Source organism: Amycolatopsis dendrobii (genome assembly GCF_014145675.1).
In the GTDB taxonomy this organism is placed as follows: Bacteria; Actinomycetota; Actinomycetes; order Mycobacteriales; family Pseudonocardiaceae; genus Amycolatopsis; species Amycolatopsis dendrobii.
In genome coordinates, this window is record NZ_JACGZW010000004.1 from 438,469 (window position 1) to 461,698 (window position 23,230).

Below are 23,230 nucleotides of genomic sequence, written 5' to 3' on the forward strand. Positions count from 1 at the left end.
GGTTTCGGTCCGCTTTGTGTCCAGCGACGGGAAGTCCCCGGTCAGGACCGCGCCGCAGCCTCGGTTCGTCGGTTTCCGGACGGAGGGGATGAAGATGGCGCAGGACGTGTGGGTACGCGGTCCGATCGGTCTCGACGCCGCGTCGCGGGTGACGCGGCCGGGCTGCCGGACCGTGCTGGCGGTCGTTCCGACCGTGACCGCGGGGACGCGGCTGGTCGAGCTGCTCTCGCTGCTCGAACGGGACTTGCGGGTGCAGGTGATGTTCACCGTCCCGCACAGCACCGACCGATGGGCCGGGGTCGAGGAGTACGTGCGGGCGCAGCACGGCCTCCTGCTGCCGTGGGAACAGGCGGCGGCGCATCGGTTCGATCTGGTCTTGGCGGCCAGTCACCGGAATCTCGACCAGGTGCGCGGGCCGCTGATGCTGGTCGGACACGGGGTCGGGCAGGTCCCCGGACGCCGGTTCAGCCGGAAAGCGGGCGGTGCGACGATCGAAACGACCGAGCTGGACCGGGAGTTGCTCACGTTTCGCGGGCGGGTGCTTCCGGCGGTGCTGGGCCTCGGTACCGAAGCGGAGGTGGAAGTACTGCGCGAGCGTTGTCCGGAGGCGGTGCCCGCGGCCGTGGTGGCCGGGGACCTCTGCCTTGACGGGATGCGGGCGGCGGGCGGGCAGCGGGAGCGGTACCGGCGGGCGCTGGGCGTCGGCTCTCGGCGGCTGGTGGTGCTGAGTTCGACCTGGTTCACTGACTCGGCGTTCGGCCGCGTCCCGAGGATGTACGAAGCGATCGCGAACGCGCTGCCGGACGACCGGTACGCGGTGGCGGCGGTGTTGCATCCGAACGTCTGGGCGGTGCACGGGCGGCGTCAGGTCGCGGCCTGGCTCGCCGGGTGCCGGGGGCTGCGGGTGATCCCGCCCGAGCAGGGATGGCAGGCGACGATGATTGCGGCTGACTGGGTGATCGGCGACCACGGCTCCACCACGGGCTACGCGGCGGCCATCGGGAAACCGGTGACGCTCGCGTCGTTGCCGGACGGGCGGCCGCAGGCCGGGAGCGTCGCGGACGTCGTGCGGGCGCACGCCAAACCGCTGGATCTGGACGCGCCGCTCGAAGCCCAGGAAGAAGCCGCGATCGCCGTGGCTCCGAGGCTTGCCGCGGAGGTGCTGCCGGTCGCGAGCACGAGGCTCGACTGTTCGGCGGGAATCCTGCGGTCGGCGATGTACCGGCTGCTGGAGCTGTCCGAACCGAGCACGCTGGCGTATCCGCCGTTGCCGGCGATGCCCAGGCCGCTGCCCGGGTGGGACGCGTGAGCACCGGGGTCGCGCGCGTGCGGCTCGCGCTGCCGGGGCGGCGGACACTGCCGGTGCTGGTCGCCGACGTCGATCGCGCCGGGCCGCGGTGCTCGGCCGAGGCGGACGTGGTGGTCCGGCGCAGTACGCGGGCCGCGCCCAGAGGGGAGGCCGACGAACTGCGGGCGGAGTGGCCGGGAGCGATCGCCGCGGCGGTGTGCTGGCCGGGCGGTGCGGTGTGGTCAGTGCGGCGGCTCGACGGAATCCCCGCGGAGGCGGCGGGCCTCGTCGAGATGGCGCTGGGCGCTTGTCTCGTCGCCGTGGCCGCGTTCGAGATCGGCGAGCGCGGTGAGGATCTCGGCCTGGAAATGCGGTGACTGGAGGCGTTTGACGTCTTCGAGCGCTTCCAGCAGTTCGGTGCGCGCCCGGCGGTAGCCGCCCCGCCGGGCGTGGATCGCGGCGAGCGAAATGACCGCGCGCGCGTGCTGGACGACGTCGCCTTCTTCGTCCAGTATCACGGTGGCTTCGGCCAGTTCGCGCAATGCTTCGTCGTCGCGGCCCAGCTTGATCAGGACTTCGCCGCGCCGATAGCGGGCCTGGCCGACGCCGCGGGGAAGCCCGGCCTCGGCGTGTTTCCGGGCGCTGCGCTCGTACAGCTCAAGCGCGGCTTCCCAGTCTTGCTGCCTTCGCGCGTTCCTGGCGAGCCGGGACAGCGCGGAGGCCTGGGTCGGGCCGTGCTGCTCTCGTTCGCCGATTTCGAGAGTCACGGCGTTGTGCGCGGCGGCTTCGTCGTAACGGCCGAGCTGGTCGCAGACAAACCCGGCCTGGCTGTGCATCCGGGCTTCCACCAGCGGCTGTTCGCACCGCCGGGCCGCCTCGATCCCCGCCGTGCACAGTTCGAGGAACGGTTCGTAATCCCGGTGGTGCAGAAAGAATCCCCACGACGCTTCGGCGAGCTGCCACAGTTCCTCGTCCCAGCCGTGTGCCGAGGCGGCTTTCGCGACGGCGTTGATGACCGGCCGGTCCCGGCGCGACCAGTTCACCGCGTGGTCCCGGTCGGCGAAAGAGCCCGTCGCCGCAACGGTTTCGGCGGCGAAATTCGGGCGGAACGGGTGGATGAGCGCGCTGGCGGTGACGGTTTGGTCGCGGTACCAGCGGATGTACCGGTGGACGAGATAGCGCCGGTCGGTCTCGGCGTCCTGGCGTTCCGCGCGCACGCGGGCGTCGTGGCGGACGACGTCGTGCTGTGCCACGGTTTCGTCCTCCAGTTCGTGGAGGAGGTTGGCTTCGATTAGTTCGTCGACGGCGTCGTCGAGGCGGGCGGGCGAGCTTTGCGGGGTGTCGGCGAGCGCGTCGACGGCGTGGTGCGGGCCGGGCAGGATGCCGCAGGTTCGGTAGAGGCGGGCCGCCGAATCGTCGAGCGCGGCGTACGAGGCGTCGAAAACTGTTGCGAGAGCAGGGAAATCTCCGACCGGGCGGACGCGTCCCCGGCGGGCTTCCTGATGGGGCTTGCGTCTTGGCCGGGTGCGCAGTCTGGCTCCGGTGATGGCCAGCGCCAGCGGGAGGCCGGCACAGGCGGTCAGCAGGTCTTTCGCGTCGGCCTGGCTGATCTGCCGTTGCCCGGCACGGACGAGCACTTCTCGGGCAGGCTGGTCCGGAAGCGGGCTCAGCGGAAGGATTTCCGCGCCGTCCAGTGCGAGACTGGTCAGCTGCGACCGGCTGGTGACGAGCACGAACGCGTGCGCGCTGGACGGCAGCACGGCGCGGGCGTCGGCGCTGTGCACGACGTCGTCGAGCAGCACGGCGAACCGGCGATCCGCGGTCACCGCACGGAATTCGGCGGCCCGCTGGGCGAGCGAGGCGGGGATGTCGTCGGCGGGAATGCCCAGTGCGGCAAGGAAACCGTGCAGTACCCCGCTCGCGGATTCCGCGGTTTCGGTGCCTTCGGCGGAAAACCGCGCGCAGAGGATGCCGTCGGGGAACTGGGCGCGGTGGGTGTGCAGCCAGTGCAGGGCGAGCGCTGTTTTGCCGATCCCGCCGACTCCGGTGAGCACGACGACGGACGGGGCGGGGTCGGAGCGGAGCCGGATGTCGTCCAGCCGCCGCAGTTCCGCGGAGCGGCCGAGCAGCACGGAGGGTGCGGGCGGGAGCTGGACCGGTGCCCGCACGGGTCTGTCGGACGTCACTGCCCCTGGCCGCGCTTCAGTCATTCCCCACCCCCGATTATTCCTCTCTACCTGCTCCGGAGCGCAAAGGAAACCGGAACGAGTCGGGAATCACCCGCCCCGATGTGATGATCAGTGACCAGGGGTGCCGGGCTTGCGTCGATCGAGAGCGTTTTGGCCGCCATGTGGGCGGATGGCCACTTTTCCCCGCAGCAGCAAGCGGCGGATCGTGCCATAGGACGCCCGATGCGCGTCCGCGATGCTCTGGATAGTCGCGCCGGATTCGTATTCCCGGACTATCCTCGGCACATCGAGTTCGCGGCGCACGCCTTGGCGGATCTCCGGCAGCACCGCGCCTTCCTGCCGCAGCAGGCGACCGGTCCAGCTCAGGGACAGCCCGTGTTCCCTGGCGATCTCGGTGATCGACGCGCCCGCCCGCCAGGATTCGAGCATCCGGCGATTCCGCTCGATCCGATTCGTGCGTGCCTCGTCCGGCGTGTCCATGCAAGCGCTCCCGCTGCTGGGCCTTAAGGTCCCCGACCCGCCATTATCGGCGTCGCGGAGGCGGAATGTGAACCTACGAACGGGGTGCATGTGCGGGAGGTTCTTTGTCCGCAATTGGTGACACCAAGCGGGTGCGCGGAATTGAATATTCAGTAAATCTAGAGAGCGGCTCCGGAAAGCGCAGCGGTTTCCCTGCCGCCGGGAAGAATCCGCTGCCTGCTCGAGGAGAACGTACGTGAAGGGAACCTTGAGGGAAGCTGAGTCAATGCGGGTCCCCCTCACGTACGTCTGAGAAGACCTCAGTGCGGCACCCACAGTGTCACCCGGGTCCCGTTGCCCGGCGTCGATTCCACCTGCCCGGTGCCCCCGACCTCCGCCAGCCGGGCTTCGATCGACTGCCGGATGCCGAACCCCGGCCCCCGTTCGCGCACGTCGAAGCCGCGGCCCTGGTCCCGCGCGACCACCGCCGTTCCGCCGTCGCGTTCCTCCACCCGCAGCACGACCCGGCTCGTCCCGGCATGTTTCACCGTATTGCGCAGTGCTTCCCGCACGGCTTCGCACATCGCGGTGCGCCGGTCAGCGGAAAGCCGGTCGTCGTCGGCGAAGTCGGCGGCTACGAGCTGGGTGCGCAGGCCTTCGCGGGCCATTTCGGCGGCGACGTCGGCGAGTTCGACCACGAAGCTGCGTCCCGTGCGCGGTTCGATCGGCTCGGTGATGCTCCGGCGGAGTTCGGCCGCCTCGGCGTGCGCGACCGAGCGCAGCTGGGCCAGCCGTTCGGCGGCGTGGTCGGCGTCGTCGGACGGGGCGATCGCGAGTGCTTCCAGGGTCTGCAGCACGCTGTCGTGCAGCAGCCGCTGGGTGCGCTTGCGTTCGGCCTCTTGCCCGCGGCGCAGGCCGATGTCGAGGGCGAACCGGGTGCCGACGCCCAGCAGCACCAGGATTCCGCACGCCACCACGATCGACACCGCCAGCGCGACCAGGCAGCCGATCGACCGGCTGAGCGCGAGCGGATTGTCCAGCCGCAGCCCGCCCGCCAGAGTCAGCAGGACGCGTACCGGGACCGCCGCGGCGAGCAGCAGCAGCGCCGCGGGCAGCCCGGACGTCCCAGCCCACATAGCGACCGAGCCGACCAGCCACGTCCAGGTGACGTCGATCGCGAACGGCTGCACCGCGTCCGGCGCGAGCACCGCGATCAGCAGGTTCAGCCCGAGTCCCGCACCGAGGTCCGCGGTGAGCACCCGCCGCGTGCGCCGCGCGGGCAGGCCGCCGGAGCGCAGCAGCCACCACAGGAACCCGGCGTTCGCCGCGACGCCCAGCGCGGCCGCGGGCAGCACCGGAAACAATCCGACACTGCCGTTGGCCGCGGCGAACCCGATGAACACCTTCACGAACGCGGCGATCCGGTAGGCGACCGGCACGACGACCCAGTACCGCGCGGCGCGCGCCAGCGTCGCGTCGCCGACCTCGGCGAGGTCCTCCCCGGTGTCCGGCCGCTCCGGCGGGCTGCCGCGATGCAGCAGCGTCCGCACGAATTCCCGGCGCGGTACGGCAAAACCCGGTACGGGCATCGTCCCTCCCCGTGTCTTCGGCGAGGATATTCGATTGGTGTAGTCCAGTGTGGAAACGCCGGGTCACGCTCTGGACATGGTCAGCCGCCACAGGATCGTGCGTTCCCGGGAACGGTGGACGTGCAGCGGATCGGCACTGTCCGTGGCGCGCCGGTGCCTTGGCGTGGTTTCGCGACGTCCCGCGACCGCGAGGCCGGCCGCGGAGATCCGGTCGAGCAGTTCGGCGCGGGTCCGCAGACCGAGATGTTCGGCGAGGTCCGACAGGATCAGCCAGCCTTCGCCGCGCGGCGTCAGATGCCCGGGCAGGCCGTCGAGAAACCGGTGCAGCATGGCGGACGAGGCGTCGTAGATCCCGAGTTCCAGCGCGGAGACCGGGGTTCCCGGCAGCCAGGGCGGATTGCAGACGACCAGGTCAGCGCGCCGGTCGCAGGGCCACAGGTCGGCTTCGAGGACCTGGACCCGATCGGAAAGGCCGAGCCGGCGCAGATTGTCCCGGGCACAGCGCACCGCGCGCGGGTTGAGGTCGGTCGCGACCACCTCGGCGGCGCCCCGCTGGGCGAGAATGGCGGCGAGCACGCCGGTGCCGGTGCCGATATCGAAGACGACCGGAGACTCCTTGCCCGGCAACGGTTCCTGCGCGACGAGATCGAGGTATTCGCTCCGTGTCGGCGCGAACACGCTGTACGACGGATACACCCGCGTGCCCAATGCCTTGATCTGGATGCCTTTCTGCTGCCATTGATAAGCGCTCAGGGCGCCGAGCAGCTCACGCAACGAGAGCAGCGTGCCGGGCAAACCGCCGAACGCTTGCTCGCACGCGGCCTGGATGTCGGGGGCTCGGCGGAGCTGAAGCGAATGGTCAGCTTCCACGGAGACCAGGACTTTTCCGAGCAGCGTCGCGCGTTGTGAACGAGCGGAGCGCACCTCGGCGAAAGATCCCGCGCGTTGCGGGAGCCGTCGGTCCATGGCACGCACGAGCTGCCGTGCGTTGGGAAAATCGCCGCGCCACAGCATTCCGGTGCCACCACGCGCGAAACGCAGCGCGGCGGCAGCGGTCAGCCGGTCATCGACGACGACAATGCGGCCCGGCGGCGGAGTTCCGTTTTCGGAATGCCAGCGGGCAGTGCGGGTGGTTCCGTTTTCGGTCCACGTGACGGTGGACATGAATGCTCCCGGGAAGGGTCGAAGGGCCAGTCAGCCGTCGACGCTTCGCAGCGAGCAGGCGAGGATTCCCGCCGGTCAAGACAGCGGCGAACCCGCGTGCTCCCGCGAAACGCGGGAGCGGCGGTCGCCGAGAACCATGCCCATCAGCACGGCACATCACTTCCTTCGAAAACTCAGTGGTGCGTAACGGAATGGTGCGTGGTGCCGGTGCTGTGCCCCTTCGTCGCGATCAAGTAGACGATCACCGCGATCACGATCAGCGCGAGCACCGCCGCGATGGCGATCTTGACCTTGCTCCACGGACGCTGGCCGTGGATCTCGCCCGTGACGCCGTTGACGAGGATCTGCCAGTTCTTTCCGGCGTACACGTAGGTCGCGACCCACACCGGGAGCAGCATCAGCTTGAAGGTGACGTTGTTGTGCTGCGTGTCGACCGAATTCAGCCGCTGCGTGTCGCCGCCGATGTCGTACTTGCAGTCGTCCGCGATGACCGGAGCCATCCGGTTCTTCGCCTCTTCGAAGCCGTTCTCCGGTTCGACGTCGTACCGCAGCGCGAAGTGCCCGGAGAGGAACTGCGGCTGGTACGGCGCGGAATCGAGCAGCGGCCACGGCGCGAGCTTGTCCAGTTCCGGCAGCGGCAGCTGGGTGCTCGCCGGCACCAGGACGTCGTCGAAGTTCCGCGCGACCTGTCCGCGCGCCGGATACCAGCGGGTATGGCGCACTTGGCGCGTCTTGCGCTCGCCGTTCTCGTAGTAGCTCTCGGTGACGTAGTAGTACTCGCCGCGCGCGCCGGTGTACACCGACACGGTCTGCGAGTCGTACGTCCAATGCGGGATGTACGTGCTCTTGGTGGACTCCGCCGTGGTGACCTTCTTCAGCGCGGTCGGCGCGAACCAGCGCGAGGACGTCCACTTCTTCAGGTGCGTGCTCACCGCGGGACGGTCGAACGCGAACGGCAGCACGCCTTCGGGCACCAGCTGCCCGGACGCGCCGGGGTCGATCACCAGCGGCGCGCCGCAGAACTGGCACATGCTGGCGGTCTCGTTCGTTTCCGTCCGCGCCGCACACCGCTGGCACACGAAGACGTACTTGCCGATCGACCCCACCGGCTTGCGCGCGAGGTTCGCCAGCTCCGCGAACGGGATCTCGCGGATCTGCCGCTCTCCGGCGGCGATCTCCTGCCGGAACCCGCAATACGGGCACTGCATGGCCGTCGTGCCCGGCGCGAACTCCAGCCGCGCGCCGCAACCGCCGCACGGATAGGTCGTGTTGGCCACGCCTTCCTGCTGGAAGCGCGGGTCAGTCATGGGTCCCCCAGAAGGTTGACGCGGCTCAGGACGGCGGCAGCGGCGGCGGGGCCGCGCCGAACAGCGCCGACACCTCCGGCACCTGGGCGGCCGGGGTCCACTGCGCCATGCCCGCCTTCCACACCAGGGTGTCCTGCGCGAGCGTGCCCGAGGAGATCTGCTGGCCGAGGCCCGCGCGGTCGAACGGGCCGAGCTGCTGGCCGTTCGCGCCGATGAACCACTGCTCGCTCTGCGGCAGCGGCGGCGGCATCTGCGGCGGCGCCTGCTGCTGGTACTGCGGCTGCGGCGGGGCCTGCTGGTACTGCGGCTGCTGGTATTGCTGAGGAGCCTGCTGCTGGTACTGCTGCGGGGCGGGCTGCTGCTGCGGTCCGGCCGCGCGCTGGCCGAGCGCCATGCCGAGCCCGATGCCCAGCCCCTCGCCCGCGCCGCCCTGGTTGTTCGCCGCCGCCTCGATCGCGTTCGCGGACTGGAACTTCGTGTACTGGTCGAGGTCGCCGACCACGCCCATCTGGGTCCGCTTGTCCATCGCGGCCTCGACCTCGGGCGGGACCGAGATGTTCTCGATCATGAACTTCGAGATCTCGATGCCGACCTCGCGCAGTTCGAGGTTCAGCGCGTTCGAGATCTTGCCCGCGATCTGGTCCTGCTGGGTGACCAGGTCGAGCATCGGGACCTGCGCGGCCGCGATCGCGGGCCCGAGCTTGCTGATGACCATGCTGCGCAGGTAGTCCGACACCTCTTCGGTGCGGAACTGGGGGTCGGTGCCGGCGAGCTCCTTCAGCAGCGCGACCGGCTCGACCACGCGGACCGCGTAGCCGCCGAACGCGCGCAGCCGGACCATGCCGAACTCCGCGTCGCGCAGGATGACCGGGTTCTGCGTGCCCCATTTGAGGTCGGTGAACTGCCGGGTGTTGACGAAGTACACCTCGGCCTTGAACGGCGAGTTGAAGCCGTACTTCCAGCCCTTGAGGGTGGACATGATCGGCATGTTCTGCGTCTGCAGCGTGTACATGCCCGGCGGGTAGGCGTCGGCGACCTGGCCCTCGTTGACGAACACCGCGGCCTGCGATTCGCGGACGGTGAGCTTGGCGCCCATCTTGATCTCGTTGTCGTAGCGCGGGAAGCGCCACACGATGGTGTCCCGGCTGTCGTCGGTCCACTCGATGATGTCGATGAACTCGCCGCGGATCTTGTCGAAGATGCCCACGTCTGACCCCTCGTCGCGTTGCCTCGTGCCCGCGGGCCACAGTACAGTGCGCGGCCCGTGCCGGATCACTCCGGCGCGGCGGTCTCCTGCCAAAAGTCCTGCATGTGCGGTATGCCACCGGGTCCGTCCACCCCGCGCTGGGTGAGCAGGATCGCGACCGAACCCGTCGACGGGGTCAGGTAAGCGCTGGTTCCGGTGCCGCCGACCCAGCCGTAGCGGCCGGGGATCTGCCACGGCCGCGTCGGCGCGACGTCGACCGCGCCGCCGAATCCCCAGCCCTGGCCTTCGAGGAAGACCGGGTTGGCCGCGATCTGCTCCGCGGTCAGGTGGTTGGCAGTCATCTGCCGGACGGATTCCTTCGACAGCAGTCCTTCCCCGCCGGAAAGGATCATCCGGGCAAAGCGGTGCCAATCGTCCGCGGTCCCGGCCAGCCCGCCGGATCCGGCCGGGAACGGGGGCGCCTCGCGCCACTGGCCGTCCGGCGCGTCGGCCAGCTCGAGGCCGTCGCCAGCGGAGCGGTAGTAGCTGGCGAACCGGTGCCGTTTGGCGGCCGGGACCTCGAACGCGGTGTCGGCCATGCCGAGCGGTTCGAACACCCGCTCGGCGAGGAAGTCCGGCAGCGACTGGCCGGACGCGCGGGCGATCAGAATGCCTTGCAGGTCGGAACAGGTGTCGTAGAGCCAGGCCGTGCCGGGCTGGTGCAGCAGCGGGATGCGGGCCAGCCGGGCGAGCCACTCGTCGGGTTCCGGGCGCAGCCGGACCTCGCGGCCGTCGGTCTGCACCGTGGACAGCTCCTGGACCTGCGCCAACGAGAAGTCCGACGGGAAGCCGTAACCGGCGCGAGAGCTCAGCAGGTCGCCGACGGTGATCGGCCGTTCCGCGGGAACGACGTCGTCGACCGGGCTCTGCGGCGTCCGCACGACCACCGGATCGGCCAGTTCGGGCAGCCATTCGGCGATCGGGGTGTCCAGGCCGAAGCGCCCGTCCTCGACCAGCATCAGCACGGCTGCCGCGGTGATCGGTTTGGTGATGGAAGCGAGGCGGAAAATGGTGTCGCGGGTCATCGGCGCGGTGCGTTCGACGTCGAGATGCCCCAGTGCGGTGACCTCGACGTCGTCGCCGTGCGCGACGAGGGCTACCGCGCCCGGGATGAATCCGGAGTCGACGTGGCGGCGCAGAGCTTCGTGCATCGTTCGTTCCCTTCGCGGGCGGATGGTCCGCGGAGTGGTCGTCGCCCGGGCCTTCCGCTGGACATCCGCCCGGCGCGGATCACTCTAACGGCCTAGCGCGGTGGTCTGGTCCGATGCGGAGGACTTGCCCGGTCCAGTTTTCGCGCAGCCGCCGGTCGTGGGTGGCGGCGACGATCGCGCCCGGGCTGGTGCCGAGCGCGTCCTCCAGTTCGTCGCACAGGGTGGGGGAGAGGTGGTTGGTCGGCTCGTCGAGCAGCAGCAGGTGCGGCGGGTCGGCGATGAGGAGTGCGAGCGCGAGGCGGCGGCGCTGCCCGACGGACAGTTCGCCGACCGGTCGGGAAGCTTCGCGATTCGTCAGCAGTCCCAGCGAGTGCAGCGGTACGGCCGCGACGCGTTCCGGTCCTAGCTTTGCGAGGTAGGTCGCGCGTGCGGTCCGTTGCGGTCGGACGAAAGCGGTGTCCTGGCTGAGGATTCCGGTGGTTGTGCCGGGTCGGCGCGTGATGCCTTCCGCGTCGAGTTCTCCGGCGAGAAGGAGAAGCAGCGTTGACTTTCCCGCGCCGTTCGGGCCGGTGACCAGCAGCCGGGTGTCCGGCCGGATCGCCAGGCGGTCCAGGGAAAGCCGCCCCGGAAGACGCACATTGTCCAGCGTGGCAAGGGTTTCTTCCGGGTTCTCGACCGCCAGCGCTTGCGGGCGGAACCGCAGCGGCGGCGGAGGCGCGGGAAGCTGGGCGCGTTCCCGTTCGTCCAGCCGCCGGGTCGTGGCCCGGACCCGGCGCGAGATCTGGTTCTGCACCCGGCCGGACCTGCGGCCGAGGCCCATTTTCTCGTTGTCCGGCGCGAGCCTGCCCGGCGCGACCCGATGCGCGGTGACCCCGAGCGCGTCGCGCAGTTCCTCCAGTTCTTCCTGTTCTTCGAGGTACTGCCGTTCCCAGCGCTCGCGTTCGGCGCGTTTCCAGCTGAGGTATTCGGTATAGGTGCCGCCGTGCCGGACCGGGCCGTCCGGCGCCGGGTCGAGGTCGAGGATGTCGGTGCACACCGCGTCGAGGAAGGCCCGGTCGTGGCTGGCGAACACGACGGTGCCGGGCAGTTCGCGCAACTGCGCTTCGAGGAACGCGGCGGCTTCGGCGTCGAGGTGGTTGGTCGGTTCGTCGAGCAGCACCGCTGACGGACGCCGCACCAGCAGGTCCGCCAGCGCGAGCCGGCCGCGCTGACCGCCGGAAAGCGAGCCGAGCGTGCGCTCGCGGTCGATCTCGGCGAGCCCGAGCCCGGTGAGCACGATCTCCGCGCGCCGGTCCGCGTCCCACGCCTCGTGTCGCTGTGCCAGGTCGAGCAATTCGGCGTACTCGGTCAGCAGCGCGGCGTCTTCGGGGGCTTCGGCGAGCAGTGCCGCGACCCGGTCGAGTCCGGCCAGCACCTGGCGGGCCGCGGCGAGGGCTTGGTCGAGGACGCCGGCGACCGTCTCGGCCGGGTCGAACGGCATTTCCTGATGCAGGAAACCAAGATCCGGCGGCCGCTCCACCTCGCCGCGGTCCGGCGCGTCCACGCCCGCGAGCACGCGCAGCAACGTCGATTTCCCGGTGCCGTTCTCGCCGATCACCCCGATCCGGCGGCCGGGGGCGGCGGTGACCGACACTCCGTCGAGCACGCGCCGTTCCCCGAGCACCCGCACGATCTCGTGCGCGCGCAGGGCGGTCATTCGGTGATCCCGGCCGTTTCCCGGAGCTGCCCGTTTTCCAGCCGCAGCCAGCGGTCGACGCCGATCTCGGCCAGGAACCGCTCGTCGTGGCTGACCACCACGAACGCGCCCTGGTAGGCGTTGAGCGCGCTTTCCAGCTGGCCGGCGCTGACCAGGTCGAGGTTGTTCGTCGGCTCGTCGAGCAGCAGCAGTTGCGGGGCAGGTTCGGCGAACAGGACGCACGCGAGCGTCGCGCGCAGCCGTTCTCCGCCGGACAGCACCCCGACCGGCAGATGCGCCCGCGCGCCGCGGAACAGGAAGCGCGCCAACAGATTCATCCGGTCCGCGGGCAGCATTTCCGGCGCGGCGTCAGCGAGATTCTCCGCGACCGTGCGTTCGGAATCCAGCAAATCAAGCCGCTGTGACAGATACGCGATGCGCCCGTCCGCGCGGCTGATCTCGCCCGAGTCCGGTGCGAGGGTGCCGTGCATCAGCCGCAGCAACGTCGACTTTCCTGCGCCATTCGGACCGGTCAGCGCGATCCTTTCCGGACCTCGGACGGACAGGTCCGCACCCTCGCCCGCGAACAGCCCGCGCACCCGGAGTTGCTTGCCGGCAAACAACGTCCGCCCCGCCGGAACCGCTGTTTTCGGCAGCTCCAGGCTGATCTTCTGCTCCTCCCGCAACGACCGTTCAGCTTGGTCGAGCTTGGCCTTCGCCGCACTGACCCGCGCCGCGTGCGTACCGTCCGCCTTGGCAGCGGACTCCTGCGCGTTGCGTTTCATCGTGCCCGCGAAAATCTTCGGCAGACCAGCGCTGGACAGATTGCGCTTCGCGTTGCTCGCCCGTTTGTCCGCGCGTTCCCGGGCTTGCTGCATTTCGCGCTTCTCGCGTTTGACCTCTTGTTCGGCGTTGCGGATATTCTTCTCCGCGACCTCGCGTTCGGCCCGCACTGCCTGTTCGTATTCGGTGAAATTGCCGCCGTAGAAGCGGATTTCGTCCGCGCCGAGCTCGGCGATCCGGTCCATCCGGTCGAGCAGCGCCCGGTCGTGGCTCACCACGAGCAGGCAGCCGGACCAGTCGGAAAGCACCGAGTAGAGCTGCTGGCGGGCGGTGTGGTCGAGGTTGTTGGTGGGTTCGTCGAGCAGCAGGACGTCCGGACTGCGCAGCAGCTGCGCGGCGAGGCCGAGCGAGACGACCTGTCCGCCGCTGAGCGTGCCGAGCAGCCGGTCGAGCGCGAGATCGCCGAGCCCGAGCCGGTCCAGCTGCGCCCGGGTGCGGTCCTCGATGTCCCAGTCCGCGCCGATGGCGGTGAAGTGCTCCTCGGCCGCGTCGCCTCCCTCGACGGCCGTGATGGCCTTGAGGATCGCGTCGATGCCCAGCACCTCGGCGACCGTGCGCTCCGCGGTGAGCGGCAGGTCCTGCGGGAGATACCCGAGCACCCCGTCGACGGTGACACTGCCCGCGGCCGGTTTGAGCTGCCCGGCGATGAGCTTCAGCAGAGTGGACTTCCCGGCCCCGTTGGGCGCGACGAGCCCGGTGCGGCCCGCCGGGAAAGTGGCGGAGAGCTGGTCGAAGACGAGGGTGTCGTCGGGCCAGGAGAAGGAGATCCCGGACAGGACGATACGAAGATCGGACATGGTGCGGCCTCGCGGTGGATCGGCAGGGCGGGGTGCCTCTGCTGGTGGTGGTGTGGACGACATGAGTGGGGCCGTTCGCGACCTGCCGCCCGGCTGGCGCCTGGGCTTCAACCGATCGGCGCGTACGCCTGCGATCGGTTGCCTCGCAGCCCGTGGGTCCGGTGGCGTAGGTCGCCTGACCAGCACGGGAACCTCCAAGCGCGGCCTGAGACCGCGCAGGGATCAGCGAGGGGCCGGTGCCGTGACGGCCCGTGCCCCGGGCTCACCCGGAGATGTCGTCTTCACCTGCCACGATAGGAATCCTCTTGATCGAGTCTGCTGTCCGTTGGCGAGGATACCAGGAAGCCGGGGATGCGCATCCGAGTTCCACAGTGGACGGACAGCGGTTCAGAACGTCTGGCCCAACCGCTCCAGCAACGGCGCCGCCTCCTCCAGCACCGCCAGCTCCTCCGGCGAAAACCCCGAGCTGAGCGAAGCCGCGAACTGGCGCATCCGCGCATCCCGCCGGGCCCGCAGCACCTCGCTGCCCTCGGGCGTAAGCGACACGATCATCTGCCGTCCGTCCGCGGGGTCGGCGTCGCGGGTTACGAAGCCGCGGGCGGACAGGCCGCTGATGGTCGAGCTCATCGCCTGCGGGGTGATCTGCTCGGCGCGGGCCAGCGCGGCGGTGGTGGCCGGGCCGTCGCGGTCCAAGCGGGACAGGGCGGAGCGTTCCGGGAGGGACAGCTCGGCCGTGACCTGGCTTTGGCGCAGCCTGCGGGCGATCAGGCTGACCGCGCCGTACAGCGTCGCGGCCAGTTCGTCGGGGGCGGACATGGGAAGAGGCTAGAGCAGGTACTCCTTGACGGCGGAGAAGTCGCCCGCGTCGGAGATCAGGCCGACATAGCCGTCGGGGCGCAGCAGGACCAGGGTGCGGTCGGCGGGGGAGTACGCGCGGGTCAGATGGCCGGAGGAATCGGCGATCTCGTCGGCGGCGGCGGGCTCGGGAACGACGTGGAAGGTGCGGACGGACGAGTCGAAGCGAGGGCCGAAGTTCAGCAGGGTGAAGCGGCCGCCGCGGGTGAGGTCGAACAGGCGGCGTTTGCCGGTCGTGGTGGTGAGGCCGGGGGCATCGGGGGCCCGGTCGCCCGCTCGGAGCTGGGCGGACTCGCTGCGGTCGTCGCGCGCCAGTGCGGAGCCGCGGTAGTTGACGCTGAGCTGGGTCGTGGCCCGGTCGCTGCGGATGGGGATGCTTTTCTGTTCGGCGGCTTCGGCCATCCGCGCGGTCGAGAGCCGCAGTACGCCGGCGGCGATCGGGCGGCGTTCGGACTCGTAGGTGTCCAGCAGCTCCGGTGCTCCGGCGGCGAGTTTCCAGCCCAGATTGTGCGCGTCCTGGATGCCGGTGTTCATGCCCTGGCCGCCCGCGGGGGAGTGCACGTGCGCGGCGTCGCCGGCGAGGAAGACGCGGCCGTCGCGGTAACGCTCGGCCAGGCGGGTGTTGGAGCGCCACACGGACGTCCATTCCGGGTTCTGCAGCCGCAGCCCGGTGCGGCCGCTTCGCCGGTCGAAGATCGATTGCAGGGTTGCGAGGTCGAGGCCGGTTTCGTCGAGGACGGGCGCCTGGTACTGGAACAGGTCGGTGGACGGAAGCGGGCAGAGGCTGACGAACCCCTCCTCGCAGCGCCACATGTGCCAGGCGTCGCGGTCGAGGCCGTCGACGGCCAGGTCGGCGACGATCATCCGGATCCGCTCGTCCGTCTCGCCTTCGAACGCGATCCCGGCTTGTTTGCGGACGACACCGCGCCCGCCGTCGCAGCCGACCAGCCACTCCGCGCGGACGGTTTCGACGCGGTCGCTGGTGCGCAGCACTGCCGTGACGGCGTCGGCGGATTGGTCGAAACTCTCCAGTGCGGTGCCGAACTCGACCGCGCCGCCGAGTTCGGTCAGCCGCAGGCCGAGGGTTTCTTCGACGCGCCACTGCGGGGTGATGACCGATGCGGGGTAAGGAACGTCGGGACGCTCCTCGTAGGCCGGGCCGCCGCTCGTCCGGCCGTCGGGATCGGTCAGCCGGATCGGCATCGCGGACCGGCCGTTGGCGAGGATGCGGTCGATGACGCCGAGGTCGTCGAACACCTCCAGGCTGCGCGGCTGCAACCCCTTGCCGCGCGAGCCCGGGCGGAGGCCGGGGGACGCTTCGATCAGCCGGAACGGGACGTGGCGCCGGGCGAGTTCGCACGCCAGCGTCAGCCCGGTGGGTCCCGCGCCGACGATCAAGACCGGCAATTCCGGTGTGGACAGGTTTGTGTTCGGCATTTCCAACCCCCTGGCTCCGAAGAACTCCTGTCCGCAAGAGTAGGGAAACTTGCTAAGAAAGACAAACCTTTCTATCGTGGGCGGAGTGGCCCCTGAAACCGTCCGCCGCCGGCAAGGCGAGCAGCTGGAATCCGCGTTGCTGGCCGCCGCGTGGGACGAACTGGTCGAAGGCGGATACGCGCGGCTGACCATGGAGTCGGTCGCCGTCCGCGCCCGCACGAGCGAGGCCGTGCTCTATCGGCGGTGGGCCAACAAGGACGAACTCGTGCTGGCGGCGATGCGGCGGCACCGCGACGACCGCCCGATCGCCGTTCCCGACACCGGGAGTCTGCGCGGCGATCTGCTCGCGTACCTGACCTCGGCGAGCGAAGCGCTGGCCGGATTCTTCGCCATCGCGGCCGCCGCTGCCATCTCCGGGCTGTCGGCGAGCACCGGCGCCAGTCCCGGCCAGGTCCGGGACCGCATCATCGGCGACCGGCCGCTCTCGCGAGACATCTACGAGCGCGCCCACGCTCGCGGCGAAATCGACCTGACGCGCCTCTCCGGGGCGGTGCTCGAAATGCCGTTCCAGCTGGTGCGGCACGACCTGCTGCTGACCCTCGCCCCGCTCCGGCCCGCGCGGATCCGGTCGATCGTCGACGAGCTTTTCCTTCCGCTTGTCCAGTTAGAAGTTAAAGACTTAACTCAAAGTCGGAGCGGTCCGCCGCGACCGGCTTCCGGCGACCTTTTCCGGTCGATTCGCTGGGTGCAGCGCAAGCGGATCGAGGAATGGAGCCGTACGCGCGACCTCACTTTCGAACAGGCCATGGTGCTCGGCTACCTGGAGCGGCGGCCTGGCGTTATCCAGCGGGATGTCGCGGAGATGAGTTACACGACGCCCGCGAACGTCTCCCTGCTGTTGAAGGGGCTCGAACGCCGGGGACTGGTCGAGCGCCGCACCGAGGGCGGGCGCAAGCGCGTCTACGTCACCCCGGCCGGGATCGACCTGGTCACGGGGCTCGACGCGGTGCTGGCCGAGGCGGACGAGATGGTCTTCGCTCCGCTCGGCCGGGACGAGCGGGCCGGGCTGGAAGCGTTGGTGGGCAAGATCAACGCGCACTTGACCGGCGGCTCGTGAGTGGCGATGCCGGTTAGAACCGGCATCGCCACTCACGAGCCCTGAACGCGCGCGCCCTTCGGCGGGGTGGGTCGCTGCTCCGCGCCCAGTCGCCCGGCGAGACGCCCCGGCTTACCGTTGCAGCCGGCGCAGGCTCCGCTTCCCCATCACCGCCAGCAGCGGCTTCATCGCCAGCCACTCCCCGAACCGGTAGTCGCGAGCGGGCACCAGCCGCTCCGCCAGATCCGGCCGGTGCCGTCGCAGGTAATGCCGCGCTTTCTCCGCGTGCAAGGAATCCGAGACGATCTTGATCCGGTCCGCGTCCTCGATCAACGGCACCGCGTGGAGCACGTTCTCCCACGTCGACCGGCTCTCGGTTTCGAGGACGAGCGGGCCGCGGCAGCCGTACTCCCTGGCGTACCGGGCCATCAGCGCGGCCTCCGTCTCCGTGCCGCCGACGGCTCCGCCGCACAACACCAGCCGGGACGGTCCGGGCGCCTGTGAACGTACTGCCGCTCGCACTCGCCAGCGATTGACGAAATTGGCCCGCGACCCGCCGTTGCGGTAGCCGAGCACGACCACTGCCTCGCCGGTGCCCGACGTTCCGGGGCGGCCGCCCATGCCGCGGCGCGAGGAGCGCCAGTGTTCCCATTCGGCCCAGCCGAACAGCACGACGAAAAACATCAGAAAACGACCCGGCACTCACCCGATCATACCATTGTCCACAAAGGACAGAGGAGAAGCGGAAAGACGCACGTCTGGAACTTGTCGATCCGCGAAGGTACTGTCACACGAACCGCTACGTCGCCGTCCGGTAGTCGGGAGGAGCAGTGTCGCTCGGAGGGATACCGTCGCAGGGCTCCGCTGTCCTGCGGCCGCCGATCGCCGATTCGTGGCGCCGGTCCCGGCTGTTCGGCGTCGAGCCGGAGCTGGACCGGGGCGCGATTTCGATCGGCGAGGTCGATCCGCGCAGCAGGCTGATGACCGCTGCCCGTCCGGTGCTCGACCAGCTTGTCGAGCAGCTGACCGGCACCCGGTTCTCCATCCTGCTCGCCGACCGCGACTGCCGCCTCGTCTTCCGCTGGTTCGGCGACCGGGGACTGCAGCGTCAGCTGGAAGAGATCGGAGTGCTGGACGGTTCGCAGCTCAGCGAGGGCCGCGTCGGCACGAACGCGCTGGGCACGCCGCACGAATCGCGCCAGGCGGTGGAAATCCACGGCCAGGAGCATTACGCCGACGCGTTGAAGCGGTTCAGCTGCTACGGCCATCCGATCCGGCATCCGCTCACCGGCCGGATCGAAGGCGTCCTCGACATCACCGGCGAAAGCGACAGCGGCAACCCGCTGTTCGGGCCGCTGGTGAAGCGCGTCGTGGGCGACATCGAACAGCTCGTCCTGGAGAGCGCCCGCGCCTGCGAACGGCGGCTGTTCCTGGCGTTCCAGCAGGCCACGCACCATCGCAGCGTGCCGGTCGCGGTGCTCGGCGGCGATCTGGTGTTCGCCAACGAAACCTGTATCGAACACCTTCGCCCCGCCGATCCGACCCTGTTGCGCACGTTGCTGCCGCAAGTGCCGGAACGCGGAGTATTCGACACTCGCCTCGATGTGGGTGACGGGATCAGTCTTTCGGTCGTAGCCGAACGCGTCGAGGGTTCGACGGACGGCGCCGTCTTCCGTATCGCGAAGAGCCAGAGCAGCAGCCGAAAACCGGCCCCCGCGGCGGCGAAAACTGCCCGCTCGGTCCTCATCACGGGCGAACCCGGAACCGGTCGCACCACCGAAGCCCGAGCGCGAGCCGGCGTGGACGATCCGGTCGTCCTGCACGCCGCCGCCGCGCTCCGCGAAGAACCACGAGCCTGGGCAACAAGATTCACCGACCTGGTCGCGCAGCCGCGCACCGCCGTCGTCCTGGACGACGTCCACCTGCTGCCGGAAAGCCTGCTCCCGTTGGTCGGCGAGGCGCTCGACAATCCGGAATCGGCCCGGTTGCTGCTCACTTCCGTCCCATCGGACGCAATGTCCCCAGCCGTCGCGGCGATCGCCGCCAGATGCGCGGAAACCGTCACCCTCGCCCCGCTGCGCGAACGCCTCGACGACCTGCCCGCGATCGCCGTGGCGATGCTCCGCGACGAATACCCGGACCGGAAACCGCACTTCACCGGTACCGCGCTGGCCGCGCTGCGGACGCATCCCTGGCCGGGCAACCTGCACGAGCTGCGCGCGGCGATGCGCGAGGTGTCCCGACTTCCGTACACGGGGGTGATCGACCTCGCCCAGCTGCCGCCCGCGTGCCGCGGCAGCTCCCGCACGAGGCAGCTCGGCGGGAGAGAACTCGCCGAACGGAACGCGATCGTCACGGCGTTGCGCGCCAGCGAGGGCAACAAGCTGCGCGCGGCCCGCGAACTCGGCATCAGCCGCACCACGCTGTATCGCCGCATGCAGGCGCTGGGCGTGACCGACGACTGTCCACTTCTGTAACACTTCGCCCCCGGTCCGCCGGGTGACGATGACCTCCGTCACAACGAAGTGAGGAGGCGCCAGGTGACCGCAACGGTGGAATTCCCCCTGCACACCCAGGTCCGGGAGTTCGTGTCCGGCCCGCTGGAGCTCTTGATCGGCGGGCGCTGGGTGCCTGCCGCGTCGGGCCGCACGTTCCCGACCTACGACCCGGCCACCGGGGAGAAGATCGCCGAGGTCGCGCACGGCGAGGCCGAGGACGTCAACCGCGCCGTCGCCGCCGCGCGCAAGGCGTTCGACGAGGGCCCGTGGGCCGCGATGAAGCCGAACGAGCGAGAACGGCTGATCTGGCGCATCGGCGATCTGCTGTCCGAGCGGGCGGAGATCTTCGGCCAGCTGGAAGCGCTCGACAACGGCAAGTCCGCGGCGATCGCGACGGCCGTGGACACCGGCTGGGCCGCCGACGTCTTCCGCTACTACGCGGGCTGGGCGACCAAGATCGAAGGCAGCACGGTGAACGTGTCGATGCCGTTCGCGCCGGACGCGCAGTTCCACGCCTACACGCTGCGCGAGCCGGTCGGCGTGTGCGGGCAGATCATCCCGTGGAACTTCCCGCTGCTGATGGCGGCGTGGAAGATCGCGCCCGCGCTCGCCGCGGGCAACACCGTGGTGCTCAAGCCCGCCGAGCAGACACCGCTGACCGCGCTGCTGCTGGGCAAGCTGTTCGAGGAAGCCGGATTCCCGCCCGGCGTGGTCAACATCGTCACCGGTTTCGGCGACGCCGGGGCCGCGCTGGCCGCGCACGACGGCGTCGACAAGGTCGCCTTCACCGGTTCGACCGAGGTGGGCAAGAAGATCGTCCAGGCCGCGAGCGGAAACCTGAAAAAGGTTTCGCTGGAGCTGGGCGGCAAGAGCCCGAACGTGGTGTTCGCCGACGCCGACCTCGACCTCGCGGTGCCCGGTTCGGTCAACGCGTGGATGTTCAACCACGGCCAGTGCTGCGTCGCCGGAACGCGGCTGTACGTGGAGGACACGATCTTCGAGGAGTTCACCCAGGCGGTCGCGCAGGCGGCGAGCCAGGTGAAGATCGGACCGGGCCTCGATCCGGAAACCCAGCTGGGCCCGATGGTTTCCCAGGAGCAGTTCGACCGGGTGTCGCGCTATCTCGGCGAAGGGCTCGCCGACGGCGCCCGCGCGCTCACCGGCGGAAAACGCTGGGGCGACACCGGATACTTCATCGAGCCCACCGTTTTCGTTGACGTGAAACCGGAATTCAGCATCGTCCGGGAAGAGATCTTCGGCCCGGTCGTGGCGGCCATGCCGTTCAACGCCGAAGCCGGCGTGGCCGCCGCGGCCAACAACAGCGAGTACGGACTGGCCGCCGGGGTCTGGACACGCGACGTCGCGAAGGCGCACCGTACTGCGAAGGAACTGAAGGCAGGCTCGGTGTGGGTCAACCAGTACAACGGCTTCGACACGGCGATGCCGTTCGGCGGCTACAAGCAGTCCGGCTGGGGCCGGGAACTGGGCGCGGCCGCGCTCGACCTCTACACGCAGACCAAGTCCGTGAACATCGCGCTGTGATCCGCCCGCTCGAACAAAGGAGTTCCCGATGAAGACGAAAGCAGCGGTCGTCTACGAGGTGGGCAAGCCGATCGAGGTGGTCGAGCTCGACCTCGAAGGCCCCGGCGAGGGCGAGGTGCTGATCCGGTACACCCACGCCGGGCTGTGCCACTCGGACGTGCACATCGCGCACGGCGACCTGGAGGCCCGGCTGCCGATGGTGCTGGGCCACGAGGGCGCGGGCGTCATCGAGGACGTCGGCCCCGGCGTCACCCGCGTCAAGCCCGGCGACCACGTGGTGTGCTCGTTCATCCCCAACTGCGGCGTGTGCCGCTGGTGTGCCACCGGTCAGCAGGCGATCTGCGACATGGGCGCCACGATCCTCGAGGGCTACCTGCCCGGCGAGCGGTTCCCCTTCAGCGGCCCCGGCCCGGTCAAGCAGTACGGCGCGATGTGCATGCTCGGCACGTTCAGCCAGTACTCGACCATCCACCAGAACTCGGTCGTGAAGGTCGACGACGACCTCCCGCTCGACAAGGCGGTGCTCGTCGGCTGCGGCGTCCCGACCGGATGGGGTTCGGCGGTCAACGCGGCCGGCGTACGCCCCGGCGAGACGGTGATCGTGTCCGGCGTCGGCGGCATCGGGATCAACGCGGTGCAGGGCGCGCGCTACGCCGGCGCGAAGAACGTGATCGCGCTGGACCCGCTGGAGAACAAGCGCGAAAAGGCGATGGAACTCGGCGCGACGCACGCGGTCGCGACGCCGGAGGAAGCGGCCGAGCTGGCGCAGTCGTTCACCAACGGCAACGGTGCGGACAAGACGATCGTCACCGCGGGCATCGTCACCGAGGAAATCGTGACCGGCGCGTTCAACGCCACCGGCAAGGGCGGCACGATCGTGCTGACCGGCTTGAACAAGCTGTCGGTGAACAACGTCAATCTGCCTGGTTCGATCCTGACGCTGTTCAAGAAGACGGTGAAGGGCAGCCTGTTCGGCGACTGCAACCCGACCACGGACATCCCGAAGATCCTCGGGCTGTACCAGAGCGGGGACCTGAAGCTGGACGAGATCATCACCCGCACGTACACGCTGGAAGAGGTCAACCAGGGCTACGACGATCTGCTGGAGGGCCGGAACGTGCGCGGCGTGCTGGTCCACGACGCGCCGTGACGGCATTGTCGGCGGACTGCGGGCCGGTTTCCGGTCCGCAGTCCGCGGTTCCCCTCCTGACCGCGGACGTGGTCGGCCGCCGCCGCGAAATCGAACTCCTGCTGGCCGGTCTCGACTGTGGCGCGCACGTCGTGTTGGAAGGCCCGCCCGGCACCGGCAAAACCACCCTGCTGCGCGCCGTCGCCGAGGCAGGCGGCTCACCGTTCGTATTCGTCGAAGGCAACGCCGAACTAACGCCCGCCCGCTTAGTCGGACAGTTCGACCCCTCGCGCGTGTTGGCCGAAGGCTACGTGCCCGAGACCTTTGTGGACGGTCCGCTCATCGAAGCACTGCGCACCGGCGGTCTGCTGTACGTCGAAGAGGTCAACCGGATCCCGGAGGAAACACTCAACGTCCTGATCACCGTCATGTCCGAAGCCGAACTGCACGTGCCACGCCTGGGCCGAGTACGCGCGGCGGACGGATTCCGCTTGGTAGCCGCGATGAACCCGTTCGACGCGGTCGGCACCGCCCGAATCTCGTCGGCCATTTACGACCGCGTCTGCCGCATCGTGATGGGTTACCAAACCCAAGACGAAGAAAGCGACATCGTCGCCCGCCGCGGCCCCGCGGTGCCCGCCGAATGGCGCGACAAAGTCGTAGACCTGGTACGCCGCACCCGCAACCACGCCGACGTCCGAGTCGGTTCCTCAGTACGCGGCGCCATCGACGTTGTACGGCTGGCAGTCTCACTGGCCCGCATCCGCGAGTCCTCGACCACAAACTGGCGAATCGGCCATGACGCCGCACTGGCCGCGTTGTCCGGCCGAATCGGCCTGCACGAATCCAGCGGACGCACCGCGGAATCGGTGATCGACGAACTGTATGTAGCCGTCTTCGGTGCCGAAAGCCCTCCGCCAGATTCCGAAGGCGGTGACCCGCCGGGGGAAGCCTGAGCCCGCCGC

General features: G+C 69.6%; 18 protein-coding genes. 6 read left to right on the forward strand and 12 right to left on the reverse strand.

The window, feature by feature from the left end; all coding sequences use genetic code 11:
• The first annotated feature begins 94 nt into the window (after positions 1-94).
• Entirely contained in the window at positions 95-1,309 is a 1,215-nt protein-coding gene (locus H4281_RS13830; protein WP_182891281.1) for a hypothetical protein, read from the forward strand.
• A 221-nt stretch (positions 1,310-1,530) separates the two neighbouring features.
• Here H4281_RS13830 and H4281_RS13835 read toward each other — a convergent pair whose 3' ends face one another.
• The 11 genes from H4281_RS13835 to H4281_RS13885 form a co-directional block, all read right to left on the reverse strand.
• On the reverse strand, positions 1,531-3,498 hold the full coding sequence (locus tag H4281_RS13835; RefSeq protein WP_182891282.1) for a tetratricopeptide repeat protein: 1,968 nt from the start codon (positions 3,496-3,498) through the stop codon (positions 1,531-1,533).
• Positions 3,499-3,585: 87 nt separating this feature from the next.
• Positions 3,586-3,957 (reverse strand): helix-turn-helix domain-containing protein, encoded by a 372-nt coding sequence (locus tag H4281_RS13840; RefSeq protein WP_182891283.1) that lies wholly within the window; start codon positions 3,955-3,957, stop codon positions 3,586-3,588.
• Positions 3,958-4,256: 299 nt separating this feature from the next.
• Complete coding sequence (locus H4281_RS13845) at positions 4,257-5,525, reverse strand: sensor histidine kinase (RefSeq protein WP_182891284.1); 1,269 nt, start codon at positions 5,523-5,525, stop codon at positions 4,257-4,259.
• Between the two features lie 63 nt (positions 5,526-5,588).
• Complete coding sequence (locus tag H4281_RS13850; RefSeq protein ID WP_182891285.1) at positions 5,589-6,689, reverse strand: methyltransferase; 1,101 nt, start codon at positions 6,687-6,689, stop codon at positions 5,589-5,591.
• Positions 6,690-6,862: 173 nt separating this feature from the next.
• A complete protein-coding gene (locus H4281_RS13855; protein ID WP_182891286.1) occupies positions 6,863-7,996 on the reverse strand; it encodes a TFIIB-type zinc ribbon-containing protein in 1,134 nt (377 codons plus the stop codon).
• A gap of 25 nt (positions 7,997-8,021) precedes the next feature.
• Positions 8,022-9,203, reverse strand: coding sequence for an SPFH domain-containing protein (locus tag H4281_RS13860; protein ID WP_182891287.1), 1,182 nt, complete (start codon positions 9,201-9,203; stop codon positions 8,022-8,024).
• Between the two features lie 65 nt (positions 9,204-9,268).
• A complete protein-coding gene (locus H4281_RS13865) occupies positions 9,269-10,393 on the reverse strand; it encodes a serine hydrolase domain-containing protein (RefSeq protein ID WP_182891288.1) in 1,125 nt (374 codons plus the stop codon).
• Positions 10,394-10,472: 79 nt separating this feature from the next.
• Entirely contained in the window at positions 10,473-12,089 is a 1,617-nt protein-coding gene (locus H4281_RS13870) for an ABC-F family ATP-binding cassette domain-containing protein (protein ID WP_182891289.1), read from the reverse strand.
• Positions 12,086-13,708 carry a ribosomal protection-like ABC-F family protein gene (gene abc-f / locus H4281_RS13875; protein WP_182891290.1) on the reverse strand — a complete coding sequence of 541 codons (1,623 nt, stop codon included), beginning with the start codon at positions 13,706-13,708 and terminating at the stop codon, positions 12,086-12,088. Before abc-f ends, H4281_RS13870 begins: the two co-directional genes overlap by 4 nt.
• Before the next feature lie 387 nt (positions 13,709-14,095).
• Positions 14,096-14,524, reverse strand: a complete 429-nt coding sequence (locus H4281_RS13880) for a MarR family winged helix-turn-helix transcriptional regulator (RefSeq protein WP_182891291.1) — start codon at positions 14,522-14,524, stop codon at positions 14,096-14,098.
• A 9-nt stretch (positions 14,525-14,533) separates the two neighbouring features.
• Positions 14,534-16,000, reverse strand: coding sequence for an FAD-dependent oxidoreductase (locus H4281_RS13885; RefSeq protein WP_182891292.1), 1,467 nt, complete (start codon positions 15,998-16,000; stop codon positions 14,534-14,536).
• An 85-nt stretch (positions 16,001-16,085) separates the two neighbouring features.
• Here H4281_RS13885 and H4281_RS45180 point away from each other — a divergent pair, with 85 nt between their 5' ends.
• Positions 16,086-17,117 carry a TetR/AcrR family transcriptional regulator C-terminal ligand-binding domain-containing protein gene (locus tag H4281_RS45180; RefSeq protein WP_312872106.1) on the forward strand — a complete coding sequence of 344 codons (1,032 nt, stop codon included), beginning with the start codon at positions 16,086-16,088 and terminating at the stop codon, positions 17,115-17,117.
• 111 nt (positions 17,118-17,228) lie between these two features.
• Here the strand turns inward: H4281_RS45180 and H4281_RS13895 are convergent, their stop codons facing one another.
• On the reverse strand, positions 17,229-17,798 hold the full coding sequence (locus H4281_RS13895; RefSeq protein WP_312872107.1) for a YdcF family protein: 570 nt from the start codon (positions 17,796-17,798) through the stop codon (positions 17,229-17,231).
• A gap of 128 nt (positions 17,799-17,926) precedes the next feature.
• Between H4281_RS13895 and H4281_RS13900 the strand changes: the two genes are divergently transcribed.
• From H4281_RS13900 to H4281_RS13915, 4 genes are all read left to right on the forward strand, one after another.
• On the forward strand, positions 17,927-19,573 hold the full coding sequence (locus tag H4281_RS13900) for a sigma-54-dependent Fis family transcriptional regulator (protein WP_182891293.1): 1,647 nt from the start codon (positions 17,927-17,929) through the stop codon (positions 19,571-19,573).
• A gap of 63 nt (positions 19,574-19,636) precedes the next feature.
• Positions 19,637-21,136: an aldehyde dehydrogenase family protein gene (locus H4281_RS13905; protein ID WP_101438301.1), complete on the forward strand. Its 1,500-nt coding sequence runs from the start codon at positions 19,637-19,639 to the stop codon at positions 21,134-21,136.
• A gap of 28 nt (positions 21,137-21,164) precedes the next feature.
• Positions 21,165-22,286, forward strand: a complete 1,122-nt coding sequence (locus H4281_RS13910) for an NDMA-dependent alcohol dehydrogenase (RefSeq protein WP_182891294.1) — start codon at positions 21,165-21,167, stop codon at positions 22,284-22,286.
• Positions 22,283-23,221, forward strand: a complete 939-nt coding sequence (locus tag H4281_RS13915) for an AAA family ATPase (protein WP_182891295.1) — start codon at positions 22,283-22,285, stop codon at positions 23,219-23,221. Before H4281_RS13910 ends, H4281_RS13915 begins: the two co-directional genes overlap by 4 nt.
• Positions 23,222-23,230 lie beyond the last annotated feature (9 nt).

Coding starts and splice junctions, on each gene's coding strand:
- H4281_RS13830 (WP_182891281.1), top strand. CDS start 95: ATGGCGCAGGACGTGTGGGTACGCGGTCCGATCGGTCTCGACGCCGCG.
- H4281_RS13835 (WP_182891282.1), bottom strand. CDS start 3,498: ATGACTGAAGCGCGGCCAGGGGCAGTGACGTCCGACAGACCCGTGCGG.
- H4281_RS13840 (WP_182891283.1), bottom strand. CDS start 3,957: ATGGACACGCCGGACGAGGCACGCACGAATCGGATCGAGCGGAATCGC.
- H4281_RS13845 (WP_182891284.1), bottom strand. CDS start 5,525: ATGCCCGTACCGGGTTTTGCCGTACCGCGCCGGGAATTCGTGCGGACG.
- H4281_RS13850 (WP_182891285.1), bottom strand. CDS start 6,689: ATGTCCACCGTCACGTGGACCGAAAACGGAACCACCCGCACTGCCCGC.
- H4281_RS13855 (WP_182891286.1), bottom strand. CDS start 7,996: ATGACTGACCCGCGCTTCCAGCAGGAAGGCGTGGCCAACACGACCTAT.
- H4281_RS13865 (WP_182891288.1), bottom strand. CDS start 10,393: ATGCACGAAGCTCTGCGCCGCCACGTCGACTCCGGATTCATCCCGGGC.
- H4281_RS13870 (WP_182891289.1), bottom strand. CDS start 12,089: ATGACCGCCCTGCGCGCGCACGAGATCGTGCGGGTGCTCGGGGAACGG.
- abc-f (WP_182891290.1), bottom strand. CDS start 13,708: ATGTCCGATCTTCGTATCGTCCTGTCCGGGATCTCCTTCTCCTGGCCC.
- H4281_RS13880 (WP_182891291.1), bottom strand. CDS start 14,524: ATGTCCGCCCCCGACGAACTGGCCGCGACGCTGTACGGCGCGGTCAGC.
- H4281_RS13885 (WP_182891292.1), bottom strand. CDS start 16,000: ATGCCGAACACAAACCTGTCCACACCGGAATTGCCGGTCTTGATCGTC.
- H4281_RS13910 (WP_182891294.1), top strand. CDS start 21,165: ATGAAGACGAAAGCAGCGGTCGTCTACGAGGTGGGCAAGCCGATCGAG.